Annotated in this window: 9 protein-coding genes; 7 read left to right on the forward strand and 2 right to left on the reverse strand. The window is 47.6% G+C overall.

Annotation, left to right across the window (positions count from 1 at the left end; all coding sequences use genetic code 11):
* Nucleotides 1–6 precede the first annotated feature (6 nt).
* Nucleotides 7–1623, forward strand: coding sequence for a response regulator (locus NFI81_RS04880; RefSeq protein WP_234613723.1), 1617 nt, complete (start codon nt 7–9; stop codon nt 1621–1623).
* A 123-nt stretch (nt 1624–1746) separates the two neighbouring features.
* Here NFI81_RS04880 and NFI81_RS04885 read toward each other — a convergent pair whose 3' ends face one another.
* Nucleotides 1747–2517: a DUF3800 domain-containing protein gene (locus NFI81_RS04885; RefSeq protein ID WP_234613722.1), complete on the reverse strand. Its 771-nt coding sequence runs from the start codon at nt 2515–2517 to the stop codon at nt 1747–1749.
* A 201-nt stretch (nt 2518–2718) separates the two neighbouring features.
* Here NFI81_RS04885 and NFI81_RS04890 point away from each other — a divergent pair, with 201 nt between their 5' ends.
* Both NFI81_RS04890 and NFI81_RS04895 read left to right on the forward strand, forming a co-directional pair.
* Complete coding sequence (locus NFI81_RS04890) at nt 2719–3054, forward strand: PadR family transcriptional regulator (protein ID WP_234613721.1); 336 nt, start codon at nt 2719–2721, stop codon at nt 3052–3054.
* Nucleotides 3051–5666, forward strand: coding sequence for an ABC transporter permease (locus tag NFI81_RS04895; RefSeq protein WP_234613720.1), 2616 nt, complete (start codon nt 3051–3053; stop codon nt 5664–5666). The genes NFI81_RS04890 and NFI81_RS04895 overlap by 4 nt, the downstream gene beginning before the upstream one ends.
* Before the next feature lie 254 nt (nt 5667–5920).
* Here NFI81_RS04895 and NFI81_RS04900 read toward each other — a convergent pair whose 3' ends face one another.
* Complete coding sequence (locus tag NFI81_RS04900; RefSeq protein ID WP_234613719.1) at nt 5921–6937, reverse strand: ScyD/ScyE family protein; 1017 nt, start codon at nt 6935–6937, stop codon at nt 5921–5923.
* A gap of 207 nt (nt 6938–7144) precedes the next feature.
* On the opposite strand from NFI81_RS04900, the gene NFI81_RS04905 reads away from it, so the two are divergent.
* The 4 genes from NFI81_RS04905 (at nt 7145) to NFI81_RS04920 (ending at nt 14304) form a co-directional block, all read left to right on the forward strand.
* Nucleotides 7145–7720, forward strand: coding sequence for an RNA polymerase sigma factor (locus NFI81_RS04905; RefSeq protein ID WP_234613718.1), 576 nt, complete (start codon nt 7145–7147; stop codon nt 7718–7720).
* A 117-nt stretch (nt 7721–7837) separates the two neighbouring features.
* Entirely contained in the window at nt 7838–8920 is a 1083-nt protein-coding gene (locus NFI81_RS04910) for a FecR family protein (protein WP_234613717.1), read from the forward strand.
* 38 nt (nt 8921–8958) lie between these two features.
* Complete coding sequence (locus tag NFI81_RS04915) at nt 8959–12573, forward strand: SusC/RagA family TonB-linked outer membrane protein (RefSeq protein WP_234613716.1); 3615 nt, start codon at nt 8959–8961, stop codon at nt 12571–12573.
* 12 nt (nt 12574–12585) lie between these two features.
* Nucleotides 12586–14304, forward strand: coding sequence for a RagB/SusD family nutrient uptake outer membrane protein (locus NFI81_RS04920; RefSeq protein WP_234613715.1), 1719 nt, complete (start codon nt 12586–12588; stop codon nt 14302–14304).
* The last annotated feature ends 53 nt before the right edge of the window (nt 14305–14357 follow it).

Below are 14357 nucleotides of genomic sequence, written 5' to 3' on the forward strand. Positions count from 1 at the left end.
CAAATAATGAACGCCCGTTTACAGGGCCAGCATGAAAGGGAACTGCTGGCAAGACAGGAAGCGGAAAAGGCCAATATGGCTAAAAGCGTGTTTCTGGCGACAATGAGCCATGAGATCCGTACGCCCATGAACGGAGTGATCGGGATGGCGCTGCTGCTCGCGCAAACGCCTATGAATGAGGAACAAACGGAATATACAGACACCATTATCAAGTGTGGCGACAGCCTGCTGACGGTGATTAACGACATTCTGGATTTCTCGAAAATCGAGTCTGGAAACATGGAACTGGAAAGGATCAGTTTCAACCTTCGGGACTGCATTGAGGGTGTTTTGGATATATTTTCTTCCAAAGCGGCTGTGATCGGGCTGGACCTCGTTTATCAGATCAGTCCACAAGTTCCTAACCAGATCATTGGCGACAGTCAGCGGCTGCGTCAGATCCTCATCAACCTTGTCGGAAATGCGATCAAATTCACGCACCAGGGTGAAATTCTGGTGATTGTGAAGCTTGTCAAATATATGAGTGATGATGAAATTGAGATTAATTTTCAGATCAAAGACACGGGGATAGGCATTCCGGCCGATAAGCTCGACCGGCTTTTTGTTGCATTTTCACAAGTTGATTCCTCGCATACGCGCAAGTATGGGGGAACGGGGCTGGGTTTGGTGATCAGTCAACGACTTGTAAATCTCATGGGCGGGGAGATTAGCGTGGATAGTGAGCCGGATAAGGGGACAAGCTTTCACTTTTCTATTCTGGCGGCGGTCAGTCATGAATCTCAGCGCCAATATGTGCATTTCAACACCACAGAAAACGACGGGAAAGCAGTTTTGGTTGTGGATGACAATGATACCAATTTACGGATTTTCCACGCGCAGATGGAGCAATGGAAACTGGTGCCCACACTGGCGTCATCGGGAAGGCAGGCGCTGGAAATCCTGGATAGCGGCGCAAAATTTGACCTGATCATCACCGATCAGCAAATGCCGGAAATGGATGGGGTCAGCCTGGCCGCAAAAATAAAAGAACGCTGCCCGGCAGTGCCCATTTTCTTATTGAGTTCGGTAGGCGACGACAGACGCAGGAATTTCAAGGATTTGTTCGCAGCTATTCTGACCAAACCGGTTAAGCATCAGCAGCTCGGTCAGCTCATTCAGATGGAACTTAAAAACCAGGGTGATTCACTCCGGCAGATTTTGCCGCCTGTGCAGTCGCCGCTTTCGGAGGATTTTGCTGTTCAGTATCCATTGCAGATCCTGATAGCGGAAGACAATCAGATCAACGAAATGCTGTTTGTCAGGATACTTGGGAAATTGGGTTACAGCCCGATTGTGACGCGCGATGGCGTGGAAGTCGTTGCCAGAACATATTCCGAAAAATTCGACGTGGTTTTCATGGACGTCCAGATGCCCGAAATGGATGGATTGGAGGCCACGCGCCGCATCCGCAAACAGCAGATCGACCAACCCTACGTCATTGCCATGACTGCCAACGCCATGAAAGAAGACCGCGAAGAGTGCCTCGCTGCCGGCATGGACGACTACATTTCCAAACCACTACGCTACGACGATATCACATCTTCCCTGAAACGGGCATACATGGCTTGTATTTCGGCGGAGTAGCAAGCGAATTTGTAGGAAGCTTGTTGTCTTATCGGGTTTTTATGTTATTTTTGTAACGGTTCTGAATCTCGGCTTGACCGGGGTAGTAGGAGCCCTCCGGGGTGCTGCAATGCTCCCCTTTTTTTATGCCTGCTGTTCAAGTATATAATTTACTGTGTTCTTTGGCGAGATGTTTTTGTTTAAAACATTCTCCAAATTTGCCATATAGAAGTTCCGCAAGCCCTTCTTTCTAATCGTTTTATTAGGTTCATAATATTGCCTCGCGAAGTAACAGACTACGTCCACCATTTGATGAATATAGGACGATTTTGAATCCCTGCTCACCGGATCTTCAATGATGCCCGTAATTTTCGCGTCCAGCGAAATCCTCCGAAACTTGCTTGGGACCAAATTAAAACGCCTCATTTTTCGCAACAGTTTTCTCAGTTTCATTTCATCTGTATTGTCGCTGATTATTAGTCCCTTATCCGTCTTTAGTGCTCCTGGAAAATTTCCTGCTTTTAATGTGTTATCGATCCTTTGGATAAGTAATTTCCAGGCATATTCAAACACATCATTGGCGTAACCCGGATTTTTTTCAATCCGCACGGTAACAATGCTTATATCGCTTCTAGCGTTCAAAAACCGCAAACATTCTCTCAGAATCAATATTTTGTGGTTTTTTGATATGCCTGCTTTCAGGTTAGGGTTTCCATTAATGAATACGGATGCATGAATTTCCTCGGCCATCGTCAAGCCGTATACTTTTTTCAAGTGTCTCCGAAACTTGATCAAATCATCAAGCAATGTCTGCCAGGCAGATTCGTGAACGCATAATGCAGAGAGAACAAAAAATTGCGAAGGAGACTTTATTTTTCCAACGTCCCCGCTTTCATCAATATAACAAAAATACATGCTGACAGAAAAGGTAATTCTGAATAAGCAAGCATGGCCCGGGATCTGTTCTATTGAATTATTTCTCGGCTAGTATCAATGATTCTGCGTCAAAGTTGCGTTTTTTGAGGCTCCAAAAAATATTATACATACAAAACAAGAATTAATAAAACCGTTTTACATACATTTGGTGAAGATATACACTTTTCGTGTTGGATTTTTATGAAGGGGACTAACCTGGGGGAATTTGAGGAGCTGGTTTTGCTGACGATCGCTTCGTTGGCGAGTGAAGCTTATAGTGTCGCTATTTGTGATGAATTGGAAAAATATACGGGGCGTACGGCTAAGCTGGGCGTGGTGCATTCGGTTTTGAACCGGCTGGAAGAGAAGGGATTGGCGAAAAGCAGGCTAGGGGAAGCGAGTAGCACAAGGGGTGGTAAGCGGAAGCGTTTTTACGAGGTCAGCCACGCGGGCAAAGTCGCACTGACAAAATCCAAGGAGGTGCGCGAAAATATCTGGCGCAACATTCCCGGCTTTAACCTCGAAGGCTCCATATGAAAGCAACTGATCAACCTCCGCGCTGGGCAACCCGCTTCCTGCAATGGTATTGTCGCCCCCGTCTGCTGGAAGATTTGGAAGGGGACTTGTTCGAATATTTTGAGCGAAATGTAAAGAATAAGGGATTGCGCCGGGCAAGGATCGTTTATGTGATCGACGTGATCAAATTTTTAAGGCCATACACCATTCGGAAAATAGAATTCTTCAACCTTTTCATTCACTGGATCATGATTGGGAGCTACCTGAAAACCTCGCGACGCAGCCTCGTCCGCAACAAATTATTCTCCCTGATCAACATTATCGGCCTGGCTGTGAGCATGTCCGTTGGCCTGCTTGTGATAGCCGTAATCACTGACTTAAATTCCTACGACGATTTTCACCAGGAGGGCGACCGGATTTACCGCGTTATTACCACTTTTCGAAATGCCGATCAGCCGCCTATGGAGCTTGCTTCCACTTCGGTGAAGGCCGGCCAGAAAATCCGGGAAACGGTTGCTGGTGCAGAGCAGGTCACCACTTTTCGCAACGGATTCTCGGGCGACGCCCGCGTAGGCAATTCCACATTTCCTTTGGAAGCAATTTGGGCTGATAACGCTTTTCTCAAAGTTTTTACATTCCCGCTGGTCAAAGGCAACGCAGCAACCGCACTGGAAGAACCCTACTCTTTGGTTCTATCCGAAAAAACGGCCCGGAAAATGTTTGGCGAAGCGGACCCGATTGGCAAACCCGTCATGTTTGATACCACCAGTTATGTGGTCCGCGGCGTTGTGAAGGACTTGCCCAAACTCTCTCACATCCGGTTCGAAATGCTCGTTTCCTTCGCCACAATCGAAGCGCAGCAGGCGGAGAAAACCAACTTTTATGACTGGGATAATGTCTGGTCAAATTACGTGTATGTGTTAATGCCAGCGCATCCCGCGCTCGCGCCCGTGCAATCGGAATTGGCAAAAATAAGCAAGCAGGAAAGCGCAGCGTACAAAGATAAATCAGTATCCATTTCCCTGAAACCCATGAACGGCGCGGTGCTGGGAGGGAAATTGTCGAACAATGTTGGTCCAGCCATTTCGCCGGTCGTTACCTGGGTTTTGAGCGGACTGGCTTTCGTAATCATACTTTCAGCCTGTTTCAATTACACCAACTTGTCCGTAGCACGCTCGCTCCGGCGCTCTCGTGAGGTTGGGATCAGAAAGATCATCGGCGCCAGAAAGAGTCACGTTCTGGGTCAGTTTATGGCAGAGTCGGTGATCATTGCCATGCTCGCGCTCCTATTCTCATTTGGGCTATTCCTGTTTTTGAAGAAAGAATTCCTGGCCCTGGATCCCAACATTTCCGATCTCGTTTCCCTGGATTTGTCTTTCAAAACGATCCTTTATTTTATCGCGCTGGCCTGCTTCGTTGGCCTGGCCGCTGGTTTTTTGCCAGCATTATTTTTCTCCCGGATCAACGCACTGCTGGTGATGAAGGACGTGTCGAATCTTACTCTGTTTCGCCGGGTTGGGATGCGTAAAGCATTGATCGTCATTCAATATACCTTGTCGCTATTCTTCATTGCAGCAACGCTTGTCGGTTATAATCAATACAAAGGTCTGCTCCGTTTCGACCTGGGCTTTGAGACAGAAAACATTGTCAACATTCGAATGCAGGGGAATAAACCCGATATCATGGCAAAGCAGTTCGCCGAGATTCCCGCCGTAAAAGAGGTTTCACGATCGCTGATGATCACGAGCCTCGGAAGTTACCACGGATCGACGCTTAAATATGGCCTTGATTCCAATAATGTGTGGCTAAACCTGATAGACGAACATTATATGCCACTGCATGATCATAAATTACTGGCTGGTACAAACTTCAAATTGAAGCCTGAAAAAGGGAAGGAAAGCGAAGTGATCGTCAACGAACAGGTCTTGAAAAGATTTAACATCGCCAAGAGAAACCCGGAAAATGCGCTGGGTAAGGTCGTAACAGTGGACGGTCAGGCGCTGACGATCATTGGTGTGATCAGGGACTTCCATTACGGCACGCTGGAAGCTAAGATTGAGCCGGTTATATTTCGTTATTCTGCCAATGAGCCATCGGGTTATCTCAATGTGAAGATCGCTTCCGGCGACTTGCCCGGCACGATGGAAATGCTCGAAACCGCGTGGCGGAAGGTGGATAAAGTGCATCCCATTCAGGCGAAATTCTACAACGACCAGATTGAGTCGGCATATAGCCAGTTTTCGGTGATGGTAAAGATCATTGGTTTCATTGCCTTTCTGGCGATTTGTATTGCTTCGCTCGGACTGTTTGGTATGGTCGTTTTCACTACCGAAACGAAGCTCAAAGAGATCAGTATCCGCAAAGTGCTGGGTGCTAGCGAGGGCGGATTGGTTTATTTTCTGTGCGAAGGATTTTTGATCCTGCTGATCGTTTCTGCGTTGATCGCAATTCCGGCAACTTATTTCTTCTTTGATAAAATCGTCCTCGAAAACTTCCCGTATCACCAGCCGATCAACATGCTGGAATTGCTCGCAGGGGTTGTGGTTGTGATGTTACTCGCTTTTCTGATGATCGGATCGCAGACGGTGAAAGCCGCCAGAAACAATCCGGCCAAGGTGCTGAAAAGCGAGTAACCGGGGTTATTTTTTACCAAAGAACTTTCGCATAGGACTATCCTGCTTGATGAAGCCCTTCACGGACTCAGCCAGGCAAAATATGCGACCTGGATCAGGTGCAATACATTGTTACAGATTCCCGGGTATCACCGGAAACAGTCAAAAGCTTGGAAGACAGGGGGATAAAAATAATCAAATGCTTCGTCGGGCACAAAAAAACGCCTCCCGATCAGGGGGGCGTTTTTTATATCCAACTCGCTTCTCAGCCTATGTTAGTAAGTGAGCTTGTACACTTTGCTTGTTCCAAGCGAAACCACGTAGTAAGTGTTGGTGTAAACCTTTTCAATGTCAGTCGGCATGATCAACCCGGCTAATGCTACACCTCCGTCTTCATTGGATACAGTTCCTGTTCCCGGCTCAAATTCGAAACCTGCGGAAAAGTTGGCGAAATGCAGTACAAGCGGTTTGTTGCTATCGGTTAGCACCACATCAACCAATGTTGTGAATCCTTTTTTGTATTCAGATACGCCACCCGATTGATCCACTTGTTTTATCTCAGCTAAGCCGCTATTGAATGGAAAGCCTGTTAAAGACGTAACGAAGAATTTGTTGCCGTCCCATGCAATGCCTGTCGGAACGAAGTCCACGGTTGGCCCGCCAACTGGTTTTTTGGGATTGTCAAAATCTTCGAAAGTCGCAAATTTGCTTATTGATCCATCGTTTTTTCTGCGAATGATCATGTTACCGGCAGCGTCCGTGATGAAAAGGTCACCGCCTGGTCCCCAGGTCAGGTTGTATAAGTTAGACTCCGCAGTGGAATCAGGAAGCTGGCTTTTTACAAAAGTGCCCAAGTCTTCGAAAGGAATGTCAGCTGCTTTCAACGGCGCGTCGCCCGGGTTCCAGGATGAAACATTTGCTTTGTAAAGCCTGCCTTCCACACCGTGCAGAATGTAAAGCATTCCTTCCTTGTATAAAAGGTGAGTCAGGCCGCTAGGCATCTTTTCGACGCTGCTCTTTGACAAAAATCCAGTAATGGCTGGATACACGGTGCCATCTTCGCCAAGCATCGAAACTCGTCCGTCCCAGGTGTCGCCCTGATCGGTTGCGCTTCCCTGCTCGGTCACCCAAAGTCTGTTATTGTCGCCTTTGGTGATGGCAATCGGGGCAATCAGGTTGCCTTTGGAAAACTCTGCGGAACTAAATTCAACGGGGTCAGCTGCGTGATCCGTACAGCTGAGGGCAGAAGCAAAAAGGAAAAAGGAAAGTCCGAGTAGACGAATAGTCTTCATAAGCAACAGGTTTGGAAGTTGTGAGTAAAACGACGCAGTAATATTACTAAAACAAGCTCCAAACGGACTATTCTAATTTCGTTTCTTATTTATCGGTAGTATCGCGATGGTTACATAGTCCTTTCCTGCACGCATTTGCAGTAATAAAAGGTAGAATTATACTTAATAAAGAAATTAGGTATTGTTGCCTTCGTTTCTTGCTAACCAATGGAAAATGATGCGCTTCTCTGGCAAAAATTCAAGAACGGCGACCGTGCTGTTTTTGAATCTATGATCAGGGAACATTACCGCACATTGTTTGATTACGGAAAAAAGCTGCTCGCCGACCATGAGGCGCTCACAGATTGCATCCATGATGTTTTCACCACGCTGTGGGACCGCCGGGAATTCCTGGGTGCAACGGATCAGATAAAGCCCTATTTACTGAAAAGCCTGCGCAACCGCATTTTCAAGGAAAAGCAACGCACCAACGTATTTATTTCGCTCGACGACGGCGAAGCGCTTTTTCTGAATGAAGAAGACATTGAATCCAGGATTATTTCGTCCGAGCATACGGATGAAACGAAGAAACAGATCGGTTATGTGCTGCATACATTAACGCCCCGGCAGCAGGAGATTATCTATCTCAAATTTTACGAAAACCTCACCAACGATCAAATTGCGACCGTGCTCGGGATCACGCGTCCGGCTGTTGCCAATCTGCTGCATATTACACTCAAATTGTTCCGGGAAAAGTGGGAGACGCTCCTGCATACCATTATTTTGTTTTTTGTATCAATCTGATTATCAATAAAATATCTTTCCCAAAATGTTTATTTAAAAATATTTCAATTTTTTCCATGATTTTTCTGTGACTTTCTGACTATGTCATTGTAAGCGCTACAATTATGGTGCTTTATTATGAAATATTATGACAAATATAATCTGGAAGATTTCCTCTTAGACGAAAATTTCAGACTTTGGGTAATCCAGCAAGATCATCAGGCCGCTGATTTCTGGACGAACATTGAAGGACAGTATCCCGACAAAAAAATCATTATGCAGCAAGCCCGGGAATTGCTGCTGACCTGGAACCAAACCCATTCAGACCTTTCCGAAGACGACCTGGAAAAACAGGTGAACAGGATCCTGAAAAGCACCGAGACACAGGTTACGCGACCATTTTCCTACAAATTCACCCGGACCTGGATATCGGTGGCCGCTTCTGCGCTGCTGATCATGGGCGTAGGCTGGGGAATCTCGCATAGAATGCAGCAGGAACAACCCGCTTCCGACTACAAGCAATATGTGTCTCAAGTACCGGTCCCGATGAAGGAGATCGTTAACAAAACCAATCAGAAAATGTCCGTCACCCTGCCCGACGGCAGCGTAGTGGCACTTTCTCCCGCAAGCCGGATCAGCTATGCGGAGGCATTCATACACAACAAAAAGAGGGAAGTTTACCTGGCCGGAGAAGCCTTTTTTGAGGTGGAAAAAGACGCGCTTAACCCGTTCTTTGTATACGCACACGGGCTTGTTACCCGCGTTGTCGGAACCAGCTTCCTGGTGAAAACCACGGAGTCCAATGTGGAAGTGCTGGTTCGAAGCGGAAGAGTCTCGGTCCTGGCCATGAAGGACATTGACAATCAGAACAATCGCAACACCGAACTGCTGCTGACGCCCAATCAGCAGGCCATTTTTTCAACCAAAGATAATCTTCTCTCCAAATCCATATCCAGCACGCCGCTTGAACTCATCAAGCCTGAAACGCAATCCGGATTTGTGTTTATGGACCAGCCCATTCACAAAGTATTTGCCACGCTCGAAAAGGTTTACGGCATTCCCATCGTGTACGACAGCACGGTCATGGAAAAATGTTCGCTGCATGTTGAGCTGAGCAATGAGCCTTTTTTTACGAAGCTTGACATTATCTGCCAGACCATCGGGGCGAGCTATCGCGTGAGCGACGGGCAAGTGATCGTTTCGAGCGAAGGCTGTGATTAACAAATTGCTATTCCTAACCCAAAAACCAATGTAATGTTATGAAGAAAAATAGTATACCATTAAAAATTCTGGTAACTGTGATTAAAGTTACATGCATCCCATTTCTTGTGTCGCTGATTTTTACCAGCCTCTCGTTTGCGAACGACGGACTGGCGCAGGAACTGCTGAACCGGGAGGTCAGTATCCAGGCCAATCAGCAGGAATTGAAAAGTGTGTTGGCCAGCATTGAGAAGTCAGCAAAGGTGAAGTTCTCGTACGTTCCCTCCCTGATCAGAAACCAAAAAGTGACCCTTAACGCAAACAACCAGACTTTAAGTATGGTGTTGAAAGAGCTGCTCGTGCCCTTACAGATCAGGTTTTCGGTGTCAGGTGAATACATTATATTGAATAAAAAACAGGAAGATACGCCTGATGCAACCAAAGAACAGGGCATGCTGATCCCGCTTCCTTATCTGCACCCGGTTGACATTACGATCAAAGGTCAGGTGCTGGCCAGCGACAGCAAAGAGCCGCTTCCGGGCGTGAGCGTGGTTGTGAAGGGCACACAGCAGGGAGCGATCACTGGTGGCGACGGTTCCTATACGCTGGTTGTTCCCGATGAGAGATCCATTTTGGTTTTCAGCTTCGTCGGTTACGTATCTCAGGAAATCCAGGTGGCTAACCGGTCATCTGTAAACGTAACCCTGGAAGCGGACATTAAGGCGTTGAGCGAAGTGGTTGTGACGGGTTACACCACACAATCCAGGAGAGACATTACAGGCTCCGTAAGTGTCATCGATGCAGATAAGCTCTTATCCGTTCCGGCAACTAATCTTGCGCAGCAATTGCAGGGCCGGGCCGCAGGTGTGACCGTGGGAACGGACAACACGCCCGGTGGCGGCGTGGCGGTTCGGGTGCGTGGTTACGGCACATTGGGAAACAATGATCCTTTATATGTGATCGACGGCGTGCCTACCAAAGGAAGCCTGAACACGATCAACCAGAATGACATCGAATCCATTCAGATCTTAAAGGATGCATCTTCCGCTTCCATTTACGGCTCACGGGCAGCGAATGGCGTAGTCATTATCACAACCAAAAGAGGAAAGAACGGCGTGCCGAAGTTTACATTTGACGCTTATTACGGCGTTCAGCGACTTGCCAAAACGATGGATCTGCTGAACACGGCCGAGTATGGCCAGTATCTTTGGCAAAGTAAAAAGAACGCAAATGTTGTAAACCCGACGACCGGAAATCCGGAGCACGCGCAATTTGGCCGCGGCGCCGAGCCTGTCATTCCCGACTACATTATCCCGGACGGCGCTTCGGCAAGCGATCCGCGTGTGAACCCGGCCAATTACAGCTTCGACCGTTACACCGATCCGCAATTTGGTAAAACAAAATTTTCCATCACGAAAGCGAATAAAGAAGGAACGGATTGGATGAATGAGGTTTTCGATCCTGCGCCGATCCAGAATTATCAGCTGGGCGTTTCGGGAGGTTCGGAGAAGAGCCGGTATGCATTTTCAACCAACTATTTCAATCAGCAGGGTATTCTGATCCATAATGGTTACAAACGTTATTCGGTGCGTGCCAATACTGAGTTTACGATTAAAAAGCGGATCCGCATTGGTGAGAATTTGCAGGTAGCTTACGGACAGCGTCAGGGAAATTACGGAAATAACAACGAATCAAGCCAGGTTTCAAACACCTATCGCGCGCAGCCGCTCATTCCTGTTTACGACATTGGCGGAAACTTCGCAGGAACATTGGGAAGTAATTTGGGTAATGCCAATAACCCGGTCGGACAGTTGGTAAGGAATAAAAACAATGGTTATAAAGACTTGCGGATCTTCGGCAACTCCTACGCCGAAGTGGACATTCTCAAAAACCTGACAGCCAAAACCAGCTTCGGGATCGATGCAACGATTTCAGCCGGAACGTACTTTACGCCCGTTGAGATCGAGCTCGCGCACGGGACCAATGTCAACAGTTTAAGTGAAAACAGAAGTTACAGCTATGCCTGGACCTGGACCAACTCGCTGACCTACGACAAAACTTTCGGCGACCACCATTTGAATGTTTTCGCGGGTTTGGAATCCATTGATTCTTACGGAAATTTTGTAAATGCTTACCGCCAGGGTTTCTTTTCCAATGCGGAGGATCTGAGATATATTGATGCCGGTAATCCTTCCACATCCACCAACAGCGGCTATGCTTCTTCGTCGTGGTCGTTATTTTCCTATTTCGGCCGGATCGACTATGCATTTCAGGACAAATATTTGTTGCAGGGAACGGTTAGGCGCGACGCTTCTTCCCGGTTCCAGGCAGCTTCCCGCTATGCCACTTTCCCGGCAGCGAGCGTAGGCTGGCGCTTATCCAAGGAAGCTTTTTTATCCAATGTAAGCTTCATCACAGATCTGAAATTGAGGGCAGGATGGGGCCAGACGGGTAACCAGGAAATCGGGGATTTTAATGCTTATTCCACTTACCAAAGTAATCCTAACAGCAGCGGTTACGGAATCGGCGGTGCGCCGATCGGTTATGTGCAGGGTTTTGATCTGGCCAGATTTGGTAACCCTAATGCGAAATGGGAAACAACCACAACCGTCAATGTGGGCTTGGATGCCAATTTGTTCAAAGGGAAATTTGACCTGAGCCTGGATGTTTTTGATCGCCAGACGAGAGATTTGCTTTATACAAAAGCATATGATCCCCGCCTGGGAGACGCCTCTATTCCCGCGCAAAACATTGCTTCCTTGCAAAATCGGGGCGTTGACCTCGGTTTGAATTACAATGATGCGGTGATGGACGGACAGCTCACTTACAGCATTGGCGTCAACTTTTCAACTTACCGGAACAAGATCCTCGCGCTTGACCCGCAAAACCCGAACGACTTTTTACCCGGGTTCTCTTTGCGTACACCAGCCGTGACGCGCTCCATCGCCGGTCGTCCGATCTCGTCTTTCTATGGCTATATCATTGACGGCATCCTGCAAAATGAGGAGCAGGTTGCCGCTCACGCGAAGTTTCCGGGATATTATGATTCCAACATTTATATAAATGGAAAAAGGACTCAGGGAGTCGGCAAGTTCGATTACCGCGATGTGAACAATGATGGCATCATCAATGCCAGTGACCAGACTTACATCGGCAGCCCGCACCCGGACTTTACTTATGGGATCAATGCTAATGTGGCTTACAAAGGCTTCGATCTGACCATTTTTGCGCAGGGTGTGCAGGGCAATGATATTTTCAACCACGTGCGTTACTGGACTGATTTTGAGGTGTTTCAAGGAAACCGTACGAAACGGATGCTTTACGAATCCTGGCGGCCGGATAATCCAGACGCCAAGCTTCCGATCCTCGATGCCAATGATGCGCAAAGTGGTGAGCCTTCTACTTATTTCGTAGAAAACGGTTCTTATCTGCGGTTCAAGAACATTCAGCTGGGATACACTTTGCCGAAATCGATTCTGAATAAAATCGGGACGGACCATTTGAAAGTGTACGTGCAGGCGCAAAACCTGTTCACTTTTACCAAATATACCGGACTTGATCCTGAGGTGAATCTACGGAATTTTAATAGCGGCTCCGACCGGCAGATCGGTGTGGATGAAGGTGTTTATCCAACGCCAAAGTCAATTATCGTAGGTCTTAGTCTTGGATTTTAAAATAGAACCAACATGAAAAAGATATTCATACTTATTACTTTCTTCATTGCATCTTCCTGCGGCGACACTTTCCTGGAAAAGAAGCCATTAGGCCAGTATAGCCCCGAAATTATCAAAACGGCATCCGGCATTGAAGGCGCATTGACCGGCGCCTATGCATTGCTCGACGGGATCGGCACGAGCGGCGTAACAACCTGGCACGGAGCAGTTTCCAACTGGATTTTCGGCAGCGTGGTTTCGGATGATGCTTACAAAGGATCGGACGCGGGTGACCAGCCGGAACAGACTTTTATGGAACGTTACGTGTGGCTCACCACCAACACGCACATTTACGGCAAATGGCGGACATTATATGACGGTGTCGCTCGCTCCAACGACGTCCTGAAAACATTGCCGGAAGTTGCCGGCCTGGACGATGCGCGCAAATTGCAGATTCAGGCAGAAGCCCGGTTTCTGCGCGGACATTATCATTTCGAGGCCAAAAAAATGTGGGGCAATATTTCTTACATTGACGAGCAACTGTGGGATACGAGCGATCCGGGCAGTGTGCAAGTCCCCAACACAGAAGATGCCTGGCCAAAAATCGAAGCCGATTTCCAGTTTGCAGCCGACAATCTGCCCGCAACCCAAACTCAGCCCGGCCGGCCCACCAAATGGGCTGCCCTCGCTTATCTGGGCAAATGTCACATGTTCCAGGGATTTCCAAAAGGACAGCCAAATGTTGCACATTTGACGGCAGCCAAAGCTGCATTAATTCAGGTGGTTAACAGCGGCAAATATCGGTTAATGGATAATTTTCATGACAATTTCGCAGCTGAAACGCGTAACAATGCCGAGTCTGTTTTTGAAGTGCAGTATTCGGTAACGGCTGCGGACGGTTCCGGTGGTAACCAGGGCGATGAGCTTACTTATATGTATCCCAATGGCCCCGGCGGTTGCTGTGGATTTTATCAGGCTTCGCAAAATTTGGTGAATGCTTTTAAAACCGATGCGAAAGGCCTGCCGATGATCCAGACATTCAATGACGAAGATGTGAAAAATGATGAAGGCCTGCTTTCATCCGCTCCGTTTGAACCTTACACAGGCCGGCTCGACGCCCGCCTGGACTGGACTGTCGGCCGTCGCGGCATTCCTTACATTGACTGGGGCGTGCATCCAGGCCGTTTCTGGATCCGTGACCAGTCCTATGCAGGTCCTTATTCATCCAAAAAGCAAATCGTAAGTAAAGCCGAATCCGGCAAGACCGGAAACCCGAGACAAAGTACAAACAACTATCGCTTAATGCGTTACGACCACGTTATACTGTGGCTGGCAGAATGCGAGGTGGAACTTGGCAACCTTGAAAAAGCGAGGGAATACGTGAACCTGATTAGAAAAAGGGCTGCTAATCCGGGTGGATTTGTAAAAACGGATGCCGGCAAACCGGCTGCCAATTATGTAGTAGGCCTTTATAATGATCCCTGGACCAATGCTGCCACTGCGCGCGAAGCCGTACGATTCGAGAATCGCCTTGAATTTGCGATGGAAGGTCACCGGTTTTTTGATCTGGTAAGATGGGGGATCTCAGTAAATGTGCTGAATAAATATCTTGACAAAGAGAAAAATTTACGGACTTACCTCAGCGGGGCCAAATTTGAAGAAAAACACCAATATTACCCGATCCCGCAGCAGGCAATTGTTTACAGTACCAAAAATGGCCAGGCTACTTTACAGCAAAACCCTGGTTATTAACGTTATATATAGCAAAGAGGCTGTTTAGCAAACATCCTCTTTGCTTGAATTAT

The sequence above is a fragment of the Dyadobacter fanqingshengii genome (assembly GCF_023822005.2).
In the GTDB taxonomy this organism is placed as follows: domain Bacteria; phylum Bacteroidota; class Bacteroidia; order Cytophagales; family Spirosomataceae; genus Dyadobacter; species Dyadobacter fanqingshengii.

Coding starts and splice junctions, on each gene's coding strand:
- NFI81_RS04880 (WP_234613723.1), top strand. CDS start 7: ATGAACGCCCGTTTACAGGGCCAGCATGAAAGGGAACTGCTGGCAAGA.
- NFI81_RS04885 (WP_234613722.1), bottom strand. CDS start 2,517: ATGTATTTTTGTTATATTGATGAAAGCGGGGACGTTGGAAAAATAAAG.
- NFI81_RS04890 (WP_234613721.1), top strand. CDS start 2,719: ATGAAGGGGACTAACCTGGGGGAATTTGAGGAGCTGGTTTTGCTGACG.
- NFI81_RS04895 (WP_234613720.1), top strand. CDS start 3,051: ATGAAAGCAACTGATCAACCTCCGCGCTGGGCAACCCGCTTCCTGCAA.
- NFI81_RS04900 (WP_234613719.1), bottom strand. CDS start 6,937: ATGAAGACTATTCGTCTACTCGGACTTTCCTTTTTCCTTTTTGCTTCT.
- NFI81_RS04905 (WP_234613718.1), top strand. CDS start 7,145: ATGGAAAATGATGCGCTTCTCTGGCAAAAATTCAAGAACGGCGACCGT.
- NFI81_RS04910 (WP_234613717.1), top strand. CDS start 7,838: ATGAAATATTATGACAAATATAATCTGGAAGATTTCCTCTTAGACGAA.
- NFI81_RS04915 (WP_234613716.1), top strand. CDS start 8,959: ATGAAGAAAAATAGTATACCATTAAAAATTCTGGTAACTGTGATTAAA.
- NFI81_RS04920 (WP_234613715.1), top strand. CDS start 12,586: ATGAAAAAGATATTCATACTTATTACTTTCTTCATTGCATCTTCCTGC.